The sequence below is a fragment of the Maritimibacter sp. UBA3975 genome (assembly GCF_002384975.1).
Lineage (GTDB): Bacteria > Pseudomonadota > Alphaproteobacteria > Rhodobacterales > Rhodobacteraceae > Maritimibacter.
In genome coordinates, this window is record NZ_DGCP01000002.1 from 65,923 (window position 1) to 82,287 (window position 16,365).

Annotated in this window: 20 protein-coding genes and 1 pseudogene; 11 read left to right on the forward strand and 10 right to left on the reverse strand. The window is 65.2% G+C overall.

Features of this window, described 5'->3' with window-relative positions; translation table 11 throughout:
* Together B2585_RS00625 and B2585_RS00630 are read right to left on the reverse strand one after the other, a co-directional pair.
* Positions 1-532, reverse strand: a pseudogene (locus tag B2585_RS00625) (hypothetical protein); the annotation flags it as partial.
* A gap of 49 nt (positions 533-581) precedes the next feature.
* Positions 582-1,079: a hypothetical protein gene (locus B2585_RS00630; RefSeq protein ID WP_292019060.1), complete on the reverse strand. Its 498-nt coding sequence runs from the start codon at positions 1,077-1,079 to the stop codon at positions 582-584.
* A gap of 134 nt (positions 1,080-1,213) precedes the next feature.
* On the opposite strand from B2585_RS00630, the gene B2585_RS00635 reads away from it, so the two are divergent.
* Complete coding sequence (locus B2585_RS00635; RefSeq protein ID WP_292019061.1) at positions 1,214-2,593, forward strand: trypsin-like peptidase domain-containing protein; 1,380 nt, start codon at positions 1,214-1,216, stop codon at positions 2,591-2,593.
* A gap of 4 nt (positions 2,594-2,597) precedes the next feature.
* Positions 2,598-3,206 carry a bifunctional nicotinamidase/pyrazinamidase gene (gene pncA, locus B2585_RS00640; protein ID WP_292019062.1) on the forward strand — a complete coding sequence of 203 codons (609 nt, stop codon included), beginning with the start codon at positions 2,598-2,600 and terminating at the stop codon, positions 3,204-3,206.
* A gap of 6 nt (positions 3,207-3,212) precedes the next feature.
* Here the strand turns inward: pncA and B2585_RS00645 are convergent, their stop codons facing one another.
* From B2585_RS00645 to B2585_RS00655, 3 genes are all read right to left on the reverse strand, one after another.
* A complete protein-coding gene (locus tag B2585_RS00645; protein WP_292019063.1) occupies positions 3,213-4,256 on the reverse strand; it encodes a patatin-like phospholipase family protein in 1,044 nt (347 codons plus the stop codon).
* A gap of 139 nt (positions 4,257-4,395) precedes the next feature.
* A complete protein-coding gene (locus B2585_RS00650; protein ID WP_292019064.1) occupies positions 4,396-5,382 on the reverse strand; it encodes an NAD(P)H-quinone oxidoreductase in 987 nt (328 codons plus the stop codon).
* The gene (locus tag B2585_RS00655; protein WP_292019065.1) at positions 5,379-6,056 is read right to left on the reverse strand and encodes a COQ9 family protein; all 678 of its coding nucleotides are present in this window, start codon (positions 6,054-6,056) and stop codon (positions 5,379-5,381) included. Before B2585_RS00655 ends, B2585_RS00650 begins: the two co-directional genes overlap by 4 nt.
* A 156-nt stretch (positions 6,057-6,212) precedes the next feature.
* On the opposite strand from B2585_RS00655, the gene rpsU reads away from it, so the two are divergent.
* A complete protein-coding gene (gene rpsU / locus B2585_RS00660) occupies positions 6,213-6,419 on the forward strand; it encodes a 30S ribosomal protein S21 (RefSeq protein WP_018302784.1) in 207 nt (68 codons plus the stop codon).
* Between the two features lie 135 nt (positions 6,420-6,554).
* Entirely contained in the window at positions 6,555-7,013 is a 459-nt protein-coding gene (locus tag B2585_RS00665; RefSeq protein WP_292019066.1) for a hypothetical protein, read from the forward strand.
* On the opposite strand, the gene B2585_RS00670 is transcribed toward B2585_RS00665, so the two are convergent.
* Positions 7,000-7,923, reverse strand: a complete 924-nt coding sequence (locus B2585_RS00670) for an alpha/beta fold hydrolase (protein ID WP_292019067.1) — start codon at positions 7,921-7,923, stop codon at positions 7,000-7,002. The two genes, B2585_RS00665 and B2585_RS00670, sit on opposite strands and share 14 nt — an antisense overlap.
* 103 nt (positions 7,924-8,026) lie before the next feature.
* On the opposite strand from B2585_RS00670, the gene B2585_RS00675 reads away from it, so the two are divergent.
* The gene (locus B2585_RS00675) at positions 8,027-8,377 is read left to right on the forward strand and encodes an ArsR/SmtB family transcription factor (protein ID WP_292019068.1); all 351 of its coding nucleotides are present in this window, start codon (positions 8,027-8,029) and stop codon (positions 8,375-8,377) included.
* Positions 8,378-8,380: 3 nt separating this feature from the next.
* Positions 8,381-8,854 (forward strand): SRPBCC domain-containing protein, encoded by a 474-nt coding sequence (locus tag B2585_RS00680; RefSeq protein ID WP_292019069.1) that lies wholly within the window; start codon positions 8,381-8,383, stop codon positions 8,852-8,854.
* On the opposite strand, the gene B2585_RS00685 is transcribed toward B2585_RS00680, so the two are convergent.
* Positions 8,851-9,489 carry an HAD family hydrolase gene (locus B2585_RS00685; protein ID WP_292019072.1) on the reverse strand — a complete coding sequence of 213 codons (639 nt, stop codon included), beginning with the start codon at positions 9,487-9,489 and terminating at the stop codon, positions 8,851-8,853. The genes B2585_RS00680 and B2585_RS00685 overlap by 4 nt on opposite strands.
* Positions 9,490-9,529: 40 nt before the next feature.
* Positions 9,530-10,015: a MarR family winged helix-turn-helix transcriptional regulator gene (locus B2585_RS00690; RefSeq protein ID WP_292019073.1), complete on the reverse strand. Its 486-nt coding sequence runs from the start codon at positions 10,013-10,015 to the stop codon at positions 9,530-9,532.
* Between the two features lie 243 nt (positions 10,016-10,258).
* Here B2585_RS00690 and ectA point away from each other — a divergent pair, with 243 nt between their 5' ends.
* From ectA to B2585_RS00710, 4 genes are read left to right on the forward strand one after another with little or no spacing between them, the layout of a single operon-like run.
* Positions 10,259-10,792 (forward strand): diaminobutyrate acetyltransferase, encoded by a 534-nt coding sequence (ectA, locus tag B2585_RS00695; protein ID WP_292019074.1) that lies wholly within the window; start codon positions 10,259-10,261, stop codon positions 10,790-10,792.
* Between the two features lie 49 nt (positions 10,793-10,841).
* Positions 10,842-12,143: a diaminobutyrate--2-oxoglutarate transaminase gene (gene ectB / locus B2585_RS00700; RefSeq protein WP_292019075.1), complete on the forward strand. Its 1,302-nt coding sequence runs from the start codon at positions 10,842-10,844 to the stop codon at positions 12,141-12,143.
* 6 nt (positions 12,144-12,149) lie between these two features.
* Positions 12,150-12,545: an ectoine synthase gene (locus B2585_RS00705; protein ID WP_292019077.1), complete on the forward strand. Its 396-nt coding sequence runs from the start codon at positions 12,150-12,152 to the stop codon at positions 12,543-12,545.
* A gap of 19 nt (positions 12,546-12,564) precedes the next feature.
* Positions 12,565-13,995 (forward strand): aspartate kinase, encoded by a 1,431-nt coding sequence (locus tag B2585_RS00710; protein ID WP_292019078.1) that lies wholly within the window; start codon positions 12,565-12,567, stop codon positions 13,993-13,995.
* Here the strand turns inward: B2585_RS00710 and B2585_RS00715 are convergent.
* Positions 13,893-14,927 carry a LysR family transcriptional regulator gene (locus B2585_RS00715; RefSeq protein ID WP_292019079.1) on the reverse strand — a complete coding sequence of 345 codons (1,035 nt, stop codon included), beginning with the start codon at positions 14,925-14,927 and terminating at the stop codon, positions 13,893-13,895. The two genes, B2585_RS00710 and B2585_RS00715, sit on opposite strands and share 103 nt — an antisense overlap.
* Before the next feature lie 203 nt (positions 14,928-15,130).
* On the opposite strand from B2585_RS00715, the gene B2585_RS00720 reads away from it, so the two are divergent.
* Positions 15,131-15,523, forward strand: coding sequence for a hypothetical protein (locus tag B2585_RS00720; RefSeq protein ID WP_292019080.1), 393 nt, complete (start codon positions 15,131-15,133; stop codon positions 15,521-15,523).
* Between the two features lie 55 nt (positions 15,524-15,578).
* Here B2585_RS00720 and B2585_RS00725 read toward each other — a convergent pair whose 3' ends face one another.
* Positions 15,579-16,355, reverse strand: a complete 777-nt coding sequence (locus B2585_RS00725) for a transglutaminase-like domain-containing protein (protein ID WP_292019081.1) — start codon at positions 16,353-16,355, stop codon at positions 15,579-15,581.
* Positions 16,356-16,365: the final 10 nt, after the last annotated feature.

Consider the following 16,365-nt stretch of genomic DNA (forward strand, 5'->3'; position numbering starts at 1 on the left):
CGCCGGTGCAGAACATCGCGATCCGCTTGTTGTGGAACCGCTCCTTGTTGGCCTCCCACCACGCCGGGAAGTCCCGGAAGCTCGCCGTTTCGGGGTCTTCGGCCCCCTCGAAGGTGCCGATCGCGACCTCGTAGTCGTTGCGCGTGTCGATCACCGCCACATCAGGGGCCGAGATCAGCTCGTTCCAGTCGGCGGGCTGGACATAGCGGCCCACGGCGGCGCGCGGGTCGACGTCGGGCTGGCCCATCGTGACGATCTCGCGCTTGAGCCGGACCTTCATGCGGCCAAAGGGCTGCTCGGAAGCCGTCGACAGCTTGTAGTCGAAGCCCGCGCATCCCGGCAGGCCGTCGATATGGGCGATCAGCTCACGGATCGTGCCCTCGCTCCCCGCCACGGTCCCGTTGATCCCCTCACGCGCCAGAAGGAGCGAGCCGGTGATCCCGCGCGAACAGCAGAATTTGGCCAGCGGTCCCTTGAGGGCGGCAGGGTCGTCGAAGGCGGTGAAGTGGTAAAGGGCGCAGACTGTGAACATGGCGCGGGGCTTACGCCCGGCGCGGGTTCCGATCAAGCCCGCTCGGGCCTCAGTAGCGGTAGCCGCGCGTCAGCGCCACGCGCGCCTGGAGCGACTGAAGCAGGCTGTCGAACGCCTCCCGCGAGCCCAGCGCAGAGCCGGAAATCGTGAGGTTGCCGTCCATGTGCCGGATCTCGATCACGCGGTTGCCCGAGACCGAGCGTGTCTTGATATCGGAAATGCCCTTGTAGGACAGGCGCAGCACCGCCGGGTTGTCGGGCTGTGCCGGGGCCGAGATCGCCTCGTTGTCCAGCACGATGGGCGCCTTGCGCTCGGCCGGGCGCATCCACGACCGGATTTCATCGAACGTGACCCAGCCGGTGACGGTGGCGAGCACGAGATAGGCGAAGGTCGCGCCCTGCATCCCAAGCGAAAATCCCGCGACCGACAGGCTGCCTTGGTGCGTCGCCGCCATGTATCCGGCCCAGACCGTGATGAGTCCGCAGACGACCATGAGAAGGAATCCCTTGGCGGTCGTCAAAGTGTATTCATATGTTTCGTGGGTCATCGTCGGGTGTCCGGTGAAGCAGCAGCGATAGGGTAACTTTCCTCCCGGATTGGGGCGGCTTTGGGGCCGGATCGGTGCATTGTCTTGAATTTGCCGGGGCACTACGCCACTTCTTTCCTCAATCGGAGGTGCCCATGATCCGCGTTCTTGCCCTGTGTTTCGCCCTCGTCCCCGTTGCTGTGAACGCGCAGACGCAGGTGCCCGACAGCCCCGCGCAGATGCAGCTGTCCTTCGCCCCGGTGGTCGAGGAAACGGCCCCGGCGGTCGTCAACATCTATGCCTCGCGGGTGGTAGAGCGGCGCAATCCCTTCGCCGACGATCCGTTCTTTTCCCAGTTCTTCCGCGACTTCGACATTCCGCCGCAACAGCAGAACTCGCTGGGGTCGGGCGTGATCGTGGGCGACGGGCTGGTGGTGTCGAACTACCACGTCGTCGGCAATGCGACCGATATCCGCGTCGTTCTGGCCGACCGGCGGGAATACGACGGGCGGCTCGTGCTCGCGGATGAGGCCGCCGACCTCGCCGTGATCCGGCTCGACGGGGGCGAAGACCTCCCCGCGCTCGATTTCGCCGACAGTGACGAGCTTGCGGTCGGTGACCTCGTGCTGGCCATCGGCAACCCGTTCGGCGTGGGTCAGACGGTCTCCTCCGGCATCATCTCGGGCCTTGCGCGCACGGGTCAGGGCGGCGGGGCGCTGTTGCAGGGCGGGCGGTATTTCATCCAGACCGACGCGCCGATCAATCCCGGCAATTCCGGCGGCGCGCTGGTGGACATGCGCGGCGACCTCGTCGGCATCAACACCCAGATCGTCACCCGCTCGGGCGGCTCGAACGGGATCGGCTTCGCCATCCCCGCCAACCTCGTGAAACAGGTGGTCGCACAGGCCGCCGCCGGGCGCGACCGGTTCGAACGGCCCTGGTCGGGGGTCGAGGTGCAGGTGGTCGACGCCTCCATCGCCGATGCGATGGGGCTGGAGCGGCCGATGGGCGTGCTCCTGCGCGACATCCACCCGGACAGCCCCTTCGCGCAGGCCGGGCTGAGTGTCGGCGACGTTGTCGTGGCCATCGCGGATCAGCCGGTGAATGCCGCCGCCGAGCTCGACTTCCGCCTCGCCACGCATCCGATGGGCGACACGGTCGAGGTGCGCTACATGAACGCCGACGGGTTTCAGGCGGCGCGCGTGACCCTCGCCGCCGCCCCGCGCGGGATCGAGGCGGCGCTGACCGCCATCACCCTGCCCGGCCCGTTTCAGGGCCTCACGCTGTCGCCGCTCTCGCCCGACATCGCCCGCAACCTCGGCCAGCCGATGGATGCGAAGGGCGTCGTCGTCGTGACCGCCGAGGGGCCGGCGCGGCGCACGGGGTTCCAGCGCGGCGACGTGATCCATTCCGTGAACCACATTTCGGTGACGACCGGCGACGCGTTCGAGGCCGTCATCGCGGAAGGCTCGCGCTGGTGGCGGGTCGAATTCTCACGCGGTGGACGGCGCATCACCGCACGCTTCAACGGGTGATCCCATGACCGACGCGCTTATCGTCATCGACGTTCAGAACGACTTTTGTCCCGGCGGCGCACTCGCCGTTGCGGGCGGAGACGAAATCGTGCCGGGCATCAACCGGCTCCTGCGTGCCTTCCCCGTGCGGGTCTTCACGCAAGACTGGCACCCGGCGGGCCATTCGTCCTTCGCCTCGTCCCACCCGGGCAAGGCGCCGCTGGAACTGGTCGAGATGGATTATGGCCCGCAGGTGCTCTGGCCCGACCACTGCATTCAGGGGAGCGACGGGGCGGCCTTCCACGAAGACCTGGAAACCGATCCCGCCGACCTCGTGATCCGCAAGGGCTTCCGGCCCGAGGTCGACAGCTACTCGGCGTTCTTCGAGAACGACCACCGCACGCCCACCGGGCTCGAAGGTTACCTGCGCAACCGGGGGGCCACGGACCTGACCTTCGTCGGGCTGGCCACGGATTTCTGCGTCGGCTGGTCCGCGATGGACGCGGCGCGGCTCGGGTTCAACGTGACGGTGCGGCTCGACCTGTGCCGGGGCATCGACGCGAACGGGTCGCTCGACATGGCGCTGGCGAACATGGCGCAGGCCGGGGTCAAGCTGTCGCGCAAGCCCGACTAGCCCGCCTTACAGATAGCGGTCTTCCAGTTTCGCGGTGCTCTCGACGCCCAGCGCCCCGCGATGGGTGCCGAGCCAGTCCCCGGCCGTTTCGGACCCGAGGCCGTGCAGTTCGGTGAGCAGCGACCAGGACGGAAACATCTTGGACTTCGGATCGAACTCCCGCATCGCCAGCTCGTTCTGAATTTCGTGCATCCGCAGGTTCGCGATGGCCTGAATGAACGGCACGCCGCAGACCGGCGGGCGCCCGTCCAGCTCGGCCTTGAGCATGGTGATCGCGCGGATGTCCTTGGTCAGCGTCTGGTTGAAGGTGAGCTCGGAAATCCGGTCCGGGATCTTGTCGGGCGAAGACGGCGTGCGGCGGCGGCTGATCGGGTTCACGGTGACGAGGATCAGGTCGTGATTGCCGCTTTCCTGCACAAGCTGGACCAGAGGCGGATTGGCGCTGTAGCCCCCGTCCCAGTAATCCTCGCCGTCGATCTCGACCGACGGAAAGGACATCGGCAGACAGGCCGAGGCGATCAGCGCATCCACGGACACATCGTCGTTGCGGAAAATCCTGGCCGCGCCGGTCTTGGCATTGGTGGCCGAAATGAACAGGCGCGGCGCGGATGCGTGGCGGAGCGCGTCGAAATCCACATGGTCGCGCACGATCTCTTCCAGCAGCATTTGCGCCGGGCGTCCGTTCGTCGGGTGCGGCGTGACTGAAAGCTGGGCACCGGAGAGCAGGTTGAACCACGACGCGGTGGCCGAGGTCCAGTTGGGGAACTCGTCGAACACGGTGATGAGGGGGGCCAGCGTGCGTGCGCCGGTATTCACGGCCTCCCAGAACGAAGCAAGCGAACGGCGCGCGCCCTCGCGCCCGCCGACCGCGAGGCCGGAGGCCGCGACCGCCGCGTTCATCGCCCCGGCGGAGGCGCCGGAGATCGCGGTGATATCGACGGTCTGATCGGTGAGCAGCCGGTCGAGAACGCCCCAGGTGAACGCCCCGTGCGCGCCGCCGCCCTGAAGCGCGACGTCGACCTTGACCGTGTTGAGCGTGGTTCCGTCCATGAGGCGACTCCTTCGGGCCATTGCTGCACCGCAGCATACCTTGGATATGGCCCCATAGCTAAGGAATTGCAAACGCCCGCCCTCTCACGAGCGTGTGTCTTGCGCTACGGCGCTCAGGCGTCAGACCCACTGGCCGGGATCAGACCTCGAGGACGATCTTGCCGATATGGGTCGAGCTTTCCATGTGGGCATGGGCCTTGGCGGCCTCGTCCAGCGGATAGGTCGAATCCATGATCGGCTTCACCCGGCCGGCCTCCAGCAATGGCCAGACGTGTTCGCGCAGTTCCTCCGCGATCCGCGCCTTGGCCGCGTCGGACTGGGGCCTGAGCGTCGATCCGGTGACGGTGAGCCGGCGCGCCATGATCTGTGCGAAGTTCACCTCGGCCTTGGGTCCGGTCAGGAACGCGATGTGAACCATCCGGCCCTCATCCGCCAGCGCCTTGATATTGCGGGGAATATACTCGCCACCCACCATGTCGAGGATCAGGTTCGCACCCCCGGCCTCGCCCATCACCTCAACGAAGTCCTGCTCGCGGTAGTTGATCGCCACCTCGGCGCCCAGCTCCCGGCAGACCGCGCATTTCTCGTCCGACCCGGCAGTGGTGAAGACCCGCGCGCCCAGCGTGTTCGCCAACTGGATCGCCGTCGTGCCGATGCCGGACGACCCGCCGTGGACCAGAAACCGCTCCCCGGCGGTCAGCCCGCCGCGCATGAATACGTTGGACCAGACCGTGAAGTAGGTTTCGGGCAGGCAGGCGGCCTCCTTCAGCCCCATGCCTTTCGGGACCGGCAGGGCATGGGCCGCTGGCGTGACGACATATTCCGCGTAACCGCCACCCGGCAGAAGCGCGCAGACCTGATCGCCCACCGAGACTCCGGTCACACCCGGGCCGACCGCCACGACCTCCCCTGCCCCTTCGAGGCCGGGCAGATCGCTCGCCGTCGGCGGCGGCGCATAGGCTCCTGCGCGTTGCAGCGCGTCGGGGCGGTTCACGCCGGCATAGGCCAGCTTGATAAGGATGTCGCCATGCCCCGGTTCGGGCACGGGCCGCTCGACGGGGGTCAGAACCTCCGGCCCGCCAGCCTTGGAAATCTCGACCGCGCGCATGGTGTCAGGAAGGCTCATTGTCCGCGCCCGCCCCACTGTCCGGGATAGCCCGAGCGCGGGGTGCCCGGCGCGCGGATATGGTCGAACACGCGCCCCGGTCCCTTCATGAAGGCATCGACCAGCGTGTTGGAGCGCACGCGCCCCTTCACCTGTTCGAACTTCATCACGTTATCGATTCGCCGGTCGAGGAAGGCCCAGGTCGCCACGCGCCCCTCGCTCTCGTCGCCCAGCCAATACAGCACCGTCGAGGAATAGACCGCCGAGAGCGTCGCCCGCTTGGTGTACCAGTTGATGTCGTCCGACGTGTCGCCCAGCGTCTCCCAGATCAGCCCGGCGGTGCCCCAGAGCGCTCGCGACCCGTCGGCGGCGTGCTGCGGCAGGGCAAACAGCGACATGCCACGCCGCACAAGCTCCCGGTCCGCCACCTCGAGCCGGGTGCGCACGGCAAAGGCGATGCGGTCGCGAAACCTCAGCGCCGTAAGGTCCGCCGCGCGCAGCGCCTCGACCATCTGGCGGTCGCCGCGCTCGTGATACGCGAAGGCAAGGTCCACCCCGCCACGCGGAAACAGCGCGCGCGCTTCGTCGAGCGGTATGCCGGTATCCTCGCAGGCGGCCTTCAGCGCCACCTCGCTCCAGCCATCGAAAGGGACGTGCATTTGCACGGCGTCGAGCAGTTGATCAGCATGTGTCATGGGAAATAAGTGGCACGCGGTGCGGGGTGCTTCAAGGGAACCCGCGCGCCAACGTCGCGTTTCATGCCCAACTGGACAAGTGGCGGGATCGTCGCTATATAGCGCGCTCCTGCAATTTCTCTTGCAACACAAACCTAGAAAGGTGGTGACAACCACATGCAGGTATCGGTTCGCGATAACAACGTCGACCAGGCGCTTCGGGCTCTGAAGAAGAAGCTTCAGCGTGAAGGTGTGTTTCGTGAAATGAAGCTCCGGCAGCATTTCGAGAAGCCCTCCGAGAAGAAGGCGCGCGAGAAGGCGGAAGCCATTCGCCGTCAGCGCAAGCTCGCCCGTAAAAAAGCGCAACGCGAAGGCCTCCTTTAAGGCCCTTGCGATAGACGGTCGACATGTCGACCAGACGACCCCCGTGGCTCTCGCCCGGGGGTTTGTCGTTTTTGGGGTTGAGGGATTCGGCGGCGCGGCGTTTTGTAACGCCGTATTCGTTGCAGGAGACACCCCTTGGCCCGTGAAATCACCGTTACCGCCCGTTACCCCCGCGACGCGGACACCGTGTTCGACGAAGCGATCCATTTCGACGAGATGACCGAGGCGATGAAGGGCATCGCGCGCTATGACGGCCTGCCCAAGGGCGTGGTGGAAGAGGGCGCGACCTACGTCGTGGACATCACCCTCTTCGGCGTGATGAAAAACCCCGGCCACACGATGTATGTCGAGATGCTCGACCGAGAGGCGCGGGTGATCCAGAGCCGCGAAAAGAACGCGCAGGTCACGCGCTGGGACCACACCCTGTCGATCCAGCCGGAGCGGACCGGCAAGGGCTGCGTCTGGACCGACCGGGTGATCGTCGAGGCCCCGCGCATGGAATGGTTCACCGCCCGTTTCGCCGCCTACGTCTATACCCGGCGGCACAAGCACCGGGGCGCGGCTGCGCTGGAAACGGTCGTCAAACCTCTCTGAAAAACGTGGTGATCGCCGCGATGATCTCGTTCGGCGCGGCATGTGGCAGGGCATGGCCCACCCCGTCCACGACATGGTGGCGCGCGGTGCGGTTCCACTGGGTCAGCTTGCCCATCGAGGTCAGGGGAATCACCTTGTCCTCGCCACCCCAGATCGCCAGCACCGGGATCTCGGTCTTGGCGAGGTCGCGGTGCAGGTTCTCAAGGTTGATGGCCAGCGACTCCCGGTGTGCCGACAGGACCGCCCGCAGGTATCCGCGCCGCCCCGTCTCCTCCGACATTCGCTTTTCAAGGTCGGGGATCACGGTCGGCGCCTGCGCGTCCCGTCTGGCGGCCCGCCGGAGTGACCGGGAGCCCACGACCCGCCACAGCCAGTTGCCCAGCACGCCGGATGCCCCCGCGGTCTTGAGCGGTTCGGCGGGGGTGTAGTCGATCCCGGCCGGGGCCAGCAGGATCACGCGGTCCGTCCGCTCCGGGTAAGTCACGGCGAACTGCGCCGCGATGACACCGCCCATCGAGTAGCCCAGCAGCGACACGGGGCCGTCGAGCCCCTGCTCGATCAACAGCTCGTTCAATTGGTGAAGAAAGAACTGCGGCGTCTGCGCGTCGCCGGGACGATCCGACAGCCCGCGCCCGAACAGGTCATAGGCCAGCACCTGATAGCCCAGCAGGTTCAGCCCGCGCACGATCCCGGAAAAGACCCAGTGCGGCGTGGTCAGCCCGTGGATGAGGACGATGACGTGGGAGGTCGGCGCACCATACCAGCGGTAATAGGTCTTGCCGCCCGACAACTCTGCGAACCCGCCGTCCTCGATCCCGTCCCGCGCCGCCGAAACGGGCGCCCGGAACCATTCACGCACGAAGGGCGCCGCAGCGATAAGGGCGACGATGCCGACAATGATCCAGGCCATGAAAGCTGCTCGCTGTTTTTCGGCAACTGTGCCGGTTGGGCGGTCCTGACGCAACGGAAAAGGCGGGATTGCCTTATGTCAGTATTTGTTTATATAAATAATTATGGAATCAAAGATCCCCGATATGGACGCCGCCTTCGCCGCGCTTTCCGACCCCACGCGCCGGGCGATTCTCGACCGTCTGTCGGGCGGCGAGATGACGGTGAGCGAGATCGCAGCGCCCTTCCCCATCAGCCAGCCTGCCATTTCGCACCACCTCAAGGTGCTGGAGGGCGCGGGGCTCATCACCCGGCGGGTGGACGGCCAGCGCCGCCCCTGCCGACTGGCGGGCGGCACGCTGGAGGAGCTCGAGGCCTGGCTCGACCACCTGCGCCGCGCCCTCACCGCGAATTACGCCCGGCTGGATGCGGTTCTGGCCGAAGAAATGCAAAAAGACCGTTCTCAAAAGGATTAGATCATGCCCAATCCCCTGACTTTCGAACTTGTCGGCGACACGCAGCTTGTCGTCACCCGCGACTTCGACGCGCCCCCCGCCCTTGTCTGGCGCGCACATATGGAGCCGGAGCTGGTCAAGAAATGGCAATCGGGCGCCGACGATTGGAACGTCGTGAATTGCGTGATCGACGCGGCGGTTGGGGGCTTCTATCGCATGGATCACGAAGGGCCGGACGGCTCGGTGTTCTCGATCACCGGCACCTTCCTCGACCTCGACGAACCGCACCGCGTGGTGCAGGAGGAGGTGATGCTCATGCCCGAGCCTTCGCCACCCAACCATATCGAGACCTTGTTCGAAGCAAAGGGCGCAGGCACCCGCATGACCATGACGATGACCCTGCCCGATGCGGAAACCCGCAAGATGATCATGGACACCGGGATGCTCGACGGGATGGAGATTTCCTTCAAGTCCCTCGACGCACTGGAACTGGCCTAAGCCGCCTCCGCGCGTGTCAGGAGGCCGGCCGCCACAAGGCGGTCGGCCCAACCCTGCGGCCCGTCGAACAGATGCACCTGCCAACCCCGTTCGGCGGCGGTGGCGATGTTGTCGGGCTTGTCGTCGGTGAACAGAAGCCGCTCGGGCGCGATCCCGCAATCTTCCTCGACCATCTCGTAGATGCGCGGGCTGGGCTTGGTCACGCCCATGTGGCCCGAGATATAGCGCCGGTCGAACTCGGTCAGAAACGTATCGCGCCCCTCGGACAGGGCGAAACTGTCGATCCCGAAATTGGTCAGCGCAAAGACCGGCACCCCCTTGGCACGCAGCGCCCGCAACAGACGCACCGAATGCTCGATCGGCGGCGTGGCGAGGTCGAGCCAGCGGTCATGCCACATCATGATCTCATCGTGAAACCGGGGGTAGGCCGCAGCCGTCTCCACCACAACGTCCCGAAACACCTCGCCCCGGTCGAAGCGCTCATTCATGGCGTGAAGATCCACGGCGGCGAACATCGCCTCGCGCCGCGCCCGCCCGATCATCTCGTCATAGCGGTCCTCGGGCTGCCAGGTGATGAGCACGTTGCCGATGTCGAAGATCACGGCCTCGGGCCGGGGAAGGGTCGCGTCAGTCATGGGGGGACGATGCGCCAGCGGGCCGCGAATGAAAAGCCGCTCAGTGGCGCTTGTCGCTCGTCTTGATATCGCCCGTGGTCAACACCGGCGAGGCGTCGATCTCATGCGCGTCGAGCATCGCCGCGACCCGTTCGAGCGAGGCGATGATCTGCGCCTGCTCCCAGTCCTCGAGCGCCTCGAACTTGCGCACATAACGCTGTTGCAGCGCGTCGGGCGCGTCGTCCACGGTGGCTTGCCCGGCGGGGGTGATCGTGACGTTGGTCTGGCGCCGGTCACGCTCGGACCGCTGACGGGTCACGAAGTTGCGCGCCACGAGCTTGTCCACCAGCGTCGTGATGGTCGCCTGGCTCACCCCCATGCGGGCCGCGATATCCTTGGGCGTCGCGCTGCCGCGTTCGCCCACGATCTGAAGCGCGCGGAATTGCGCGGCGGTCACGCCGGCGGCGGTCGCGAGCTCTTTGCCGTACAGCTCTGTCGCCCTGAGAATACGCCGCAGGGCGATGAGGCTTACGTCGGTCCGATCCATATGTTCTCCCTCCAGAGGCATTGATGCCACGGCGAGCAGGTCTGATGCAATCATGGTGCTTAGATAGCCAAATCTTTCGGTATGTAAAGGTTCTGAGTCGCTCATTACTGAAGTATTTTCGCCCGAACGACCCGAAAAACAGGGGTTTTTCCGCCCATTCCGGCGAAAAGTGCTTTAGGTCTTGAAACAAATGGCTTGGTTTAATAGTTAGTGCATCGAAGGAACTTTGGAGAGGACCGAAACATGCATACTGCGAAAGACATTCCCCGAACTGGCAAGCTCCGCCTTCGGAAGCCGAATTCCGAGGACGGGGCGCAAATCTGGGACCTGATCCGCGAGTGCAAGCCGCTCGACGAGAATTCCGTCTACTGCAACCTGCTGCAATGCGACCATTTCCGTGACACCTGCGTGGTGGCGGAGCTGGACGGCGACGTCGTGGGCTGGATCTCCGGCTATCTCGTGCCGAACGAAGAGGCGCTCTTCGTGTGGCAGGTGGCCGTGAGCGAGAAAGCCCGGGGCATGGGCCTTGGTGGCCTGATGCTGGACGAAATCTTCGGTCGCGAGGAATGCGACGAAGCCAACGTCCTCAAGACCACCATCACCAAGGACAACGACGCCTCCTGGGCGCTCTTCAAGAAATTCGCGAAACGCCACGGCGGCGAGCTTGAAGACGAAGCACACTTCAAAAAGGACGATCACTTCGAAGGCCGTCACGACACCGAACACATGGTGACGATCACGCTGCCCGACGAAGATGACATGGCGAAGGCCGCGTAAGACACGCGCGGCCCCCCGTCCTTTCACACTAACATCGAAGGAATACGTTATGACGACAGACAAGCAGTCTGCGAACAATCCCGTTTTTGAACGCCGCGAGTCGGAAGCCCGCTCCTATTGCCGCGGTTTCCCGACCACCTTCGCGAAAGCGCAGGGGTCGATCATGACCGCGACTGACGGCACCGAGTACATCGACTTTCTCGCCGGGTGCTCGTCGCTGAACTACGGCCACAACGACGCCGACATGAAGACGGCGCTGGTCGAGCACATCACGGGCGACGGCATCGCCCACGGCCTCGACATGTATACCGAGGAAAAGGCCAAGTGGCTCGAAGCATACGAGAACATCGTGCTCAAGCCGCGCGGCATGGACGACTACAAGGTCATGATGACCGGCCCGACCGGCACCAACGCCGTCGAGGCCGCGATGAAGCTCGCCCGCAAGATCACCGGGCGCCGCAACATCATCTCGTTCACCAATGGCTTCCACGGCATGACCATGGGCTCGCTCTCGCTGACCGGTAACGCCGGCAAGCGTGGCGGCGCCGGCACCCCGCTGGGTGGCGTAACGCACATGCCCTATGAGGGCGCGATGGGCGACGGTGTCGATACGCTCGCCTTCATCAAGGCCATGCTCGACAACGGCTCCTCGGGCGTCGACGCCCCGGCCGCGTTCATCTTTGAACCCGTGCAGGGCGAAGGCGGCCTGAACGCCGCGTCCAAAGAGTGGATCGAAGGCATCGCCAAGCTCGCCAAGGACCACGGCGCGCTGCTGATCGTCGACGACATTCAGGCGGGCATCGGCCGCACCGGCACCTACTTCGGGTTCGAGGGCATGGACATCGAGCCGGACCTCATCACCCAGGCGAAATCGCTGTCGGGCTTCGGCCTGCCCTTCGCCTGCCTGCTCATCAAGCGTGAGCATGACGTGTGGAAGCCCGCCGAGCACAACGGCACCTTCCGCGGCAACACCCATGCTTTCGTCACGGGCCGTGTCGCGCTTGAGAAATTCTGGGCCGACAAGGACGCGATGGAAGCCTCCACCGCCGAAAAGGCGCAGATCCTCGAAGACGGGCTCAAGAAGGTCGCAGACCTGGTGCCGCACGCCTATCTCAAGGGCCGTGGCTTCATGCGCGGCGTGGACGTGGGCTCCGGCGATCTGGCCGAAGACATCTGCGCGCGCTCGTTCGAGAAGGGCCTCATCATCGAGACGTCGGGCGCCGACGACGAGGTGGTCAAGGTGCTCGCCGCGCTGAACATCCCGAACGACGTGCTTCAGAAGGGCCTCGAGATCGTTCTCGAAGCGACCCGCGAAGCCCTCGACGCCAACAAGAAAATTGCAGCGGAGTAAGACGCCATGATCGTCCGTGACTTCAACGAACTGAAAAACACCGACAAGTCCATCTCGGACGCGCGCTGGAACTCCGTGCGCATGCTTCTCGCCGATGACGGGATGGGCTTTTCGTTCCACATCACCACCATCGAGGGCGGTTCGGAACATACGTTCCACTACAAGAACCACTTCGAAAGCGTCTACTGCATCTCGGGCAAGGGCCGGATCACCGACCTCGCCACGAACGAGACGCACGAGATCAAGCCGGGCGTTATGTACGCGCTGAACGAGCATGACAAGCATACGCTGGTATCCGATGAAACGCTGGTTCTGGCCTGCTGTTTCAACCCGCCGGTGACCGGCAAGGAAGTGCATCGCGAAGATGGCTCCTATGCCGCGCCCGACGAAGACGCTGCCTGAACCGAACGGGGAAAAACCCATGTCTGAGCGAAACCATACTGTCGAGAAGATCGGCGGCACGTCGATGAGCCGTGTGAACGAGCTGCGCGATACGCTGCTCATCCGCGACGGCGACCCGTACAACCGCGTCTTCGTCGTGTCGGCCTTCGGCGGGATCACCAACCTGCTGCTCGAACACAAGAAGACCGGCGAACAGGGCGTCTATGCCGCCTTCGCCGACAGCGAAAGCGACGACCACGCCTGGATGTCGGCCCTGAAAAAGACCGGCGCAGCGATGGAAGAGGCGCATCGCGCGGTGCTCGAACACCCGGCCGATATCTCTGACGCCAACGACTTCGTGGCCGAACGGATGGCGGGCGCACGCTCGTTCCTGATCGACCTCGGCCGCCTGTGCTCCTACGGCCACTTCCGCCTGTCCGAGCACATGGAAATGGTGCGCGAGCTGCTCTCGGGGCTGGGCGAGGCGCATTCCGCCTATGTCACCACCCTGATGCTCAAGCGCGCCGGCGTGTCGGCCCGGTTCGTCGACCTGTCCGGTTGGCGCGACGAGGGCGACTGCAACCTGTTCGAACGCATCGAGCAGGGGCTGGCCGACATCGACCTCGCCACCGAAATGCCGATCGTCACGGGCTATGCCCAGTGCAAGGAAGGTCTGATGAAGGAATACGACCGGGGCTACTCGGAAGTGACCTTCGCGCGCATCGCCGCGCAGACCCACGCGAAAGAGGCGATCATCCACAAGGAGTTCCACCTCTCCTCGGCGGACCCCAACCTCGTGGGCGAGGATGCCGTGCGCAAGCTGGGCCACACCAACTACGACGTGGCCGACCAGCTTTCGAACCTCGGGATGGAGGCGATCCACCCCTCGGCGGCCAAGATGCTGCGTCAGGCCGACGTGCCGCTGCGCGTGACCAACGCCTTCGAGCCGGACGATCCGGGCACCCTGATCGACGACAGCCGCGGTGACACGCCGGGGGTCGAGATCGTGACCGGGCTGGATGTCGTGTCCATCGAAGTGTTCGAACAGGACATGGTGGGCGTGAAAGGCTACGACACCGCGATCCTCGACGCGCTCAAGCGTCACAAGGTCTGGATCGTGTCCAAGACCTCGAACGCCAACACGATCACCCACTACGTCAAAGGCTCGCTCAAGGCCGTGAAACGCGTGGAAGCCGACGTTCTCGAACGCTTCCCGCAGGCCGAGATCGAAGTGCGCAGCCAGTGCATCGTGTCGGCCATCGGCCGTGACCTGCGCAAGCAGTCGGTGCTGGGCCGCGGCCTGACCGCGCTGGACGAAGCCGGGCTGGACGTGATCGCCGCCCACGCGACCCCGCGCAACGTGGACGTTCAGTTCCTCATGCCGCGCGACGAAGCCAACGAGGCCATCAAGGCGCTCCACCGCGCCCTGGTCGAACAGGAAAAAAAAGCCCCGCTCCGTGAAGCGGCATAACGGATTGCCTGACACTCCAAAGTTCCAAAAAGAACGTCAGGCATAGACTGAAGCCCCCCGGTTCGCGCCGGGGGGCTTTTTTTATGCGTCCACCATCGGGTCCAGCACCCGCGCCATATCGAGAACCTGACCGCGCATCCAGCGGTGCGAGGCGGAGCGGTCCTGCCGCCGATGCCAGTAGAGGCTGAGTTTCTGCTGCGGAATATCGATGGGGGGCCGGTAGATGACCACGTCATGCGACGCCACGGCCGCGCGCGCCCATGCCGCTCCAACGCCGTGTCGATCACCCCGTGCATCGTGCCGTCGGACGTTCTGAGCGCCTGCGGCATCGCGCAGAACAGGTCCATCGGCAACGCCTCGCCCGACTCGATCCCCGCAGCGGCAATCGCACGATTGTCCCGTGCGGCGACCACGCAGAAGGATGAGCGCATCAAGGGCGTGCTCGACACCCAGTCGGGCTGTTCACCCAGATCCCGCTCCAACGCCATGTCGATTGCGCTGTCACGCAACAGGGTCTGCACATCCACCGTTGCGCTTTCGATCATTCTGAGCGTCGCCCGCGGCGCGACGGGCGCGATTGCCCGATAGAGCCGGGGCAGGAACAGGACGGAAAAGAAGTCGGCCCCCGCGAAGGTGAAGGTCTCGTCGATCTCCTCCGGTCGGAACGGCCCTTGATCGGCCATCGCCCCCTCGATATCGCTCAGCGCCTTCTGGAGCGTGGGGGCCAGACCCTCGGCCTTGGGCGTCGGCACCATGTCATTGGCCCGCCGCACGAACAACTCGTCCGCGAAATGGTGGCGCAGGCGCGACAGGGCGTTACTGACCGCAGGCTGGCTGAGGCCGATCGAGGCCCCGGCCCGCGTGACGCTCCGCTCGCGCATGAGCGCGTCGAATACACGGAGCAGGTTCAGGTCGAAGGTGGCAAAATTCATCTCAGTGATGGGGCCGATACAAAATTGCAATTCGGTCAATAGAGCACCCTGCCCTATGGTCAGGTCAAGTCGCCATGATCCGGCGACGACACCCACGATCACTGCTCAGGAACCAAAATCGGCACGCCGCCGAGCCAGAAGGCACGCGCGCGGACGGGTCGTCCGCCTGCCCCTGCACCGCGCCACCTGAAGGAGACAAACACATGACCGCATCCAAGCTTTCCATTTCCCTCGCCGTCCTGATGGTTATCATCGGCATGGGCTGGGGCATCGCAATGGCGATCTCCGGCAACCACGAAACCGCGCCGGCCCATGCCCACCTGAACCTTCTGGGGTGGGTGTCGCTTTTCCTGATGGGGCTCTATTACCGCTGGCACCCGGAGCGTGACCAAAGCGGCCTTGCCAAGCTTCAGGTGGCCGTCTGGGCCGCCGCCACCGCCGCGATGGTGGCCGGGATCGCCCTGATCTACAGCGGCGCACCGCAGGCAGAGCCGCTGGCCGCGATCAGCTCGCTGGTCCTCTTCGCCGATATGTTGCTGTTCGGCTGGATCGTCCTCGGCGCGTCGCGTCAGCCGGTCGCCCACCCCGCAGAGTAAACGGCGCAACGCCCCCACGACACGCCTCCGGCATCCGCCGGGGGCGCGCGTGTCCTCAGCCCTCCACCACCGACACCGCCTGATAGATCAGCCCCGCAGGCGCCTGCGAGTCCATGAAGGCGATGTCATAGGCGTCGCGGCCCACGGCGATCTTGGCGATGTTGTGGGGCTGGCCCATCGCGGTCGGGTCCACGAGGTGCCAGGCATCGTCGAGCCAGACCTCGGCCAGCGCGTGGAAATCCGGCGGCCAGACGCCGGGGCTGTAGGCCGCCACCATCCGCGCGGGGATCTGGGCGGCGCGCACCATCGCGCAGATCAGGTGGGCATAGTCACGGCACACCCCCTGCCGCCCCGCGAAGGTCTCCAGCACGTTGGTATCCGCATCCGAACTGCCCGGCACATAGGACAGGTTCTGGGTGATCCAGTCGCGGATCGCCGCGACCTTGTCCCCGCCGCCCAGATGCCCGAACCGCTTGCCCACGAAGCTCTGGAACTTGTCCGACTGGACATAACGCGAGGGGCGCAGATAGGGCGCGACCTCGGCAGGAAGCTGGTGAAGCGGTATCGCCTGCATCCCCTCCAGCGGCACCGTGGGCCGGGTCACGTCCACCACGGCGTGATAGGTGAGGTACATCTCGTACCCCGGCACCCGCGCCCAGATCCGCTCCCCCACACCAGAATCGCCCGCGATCCGGTCGATGGTGGCATCCCCGATGTTGATCCACGCGTCGATGACGTCCTGCCCGTCCGTCTGCGCCGCTTCCAGCGCGAGGAACACGGTATTCGGCTGTGCGAAATTGTAGTGCATGGTCACGTCGATGATGAGGCGCATGGGCGTATCC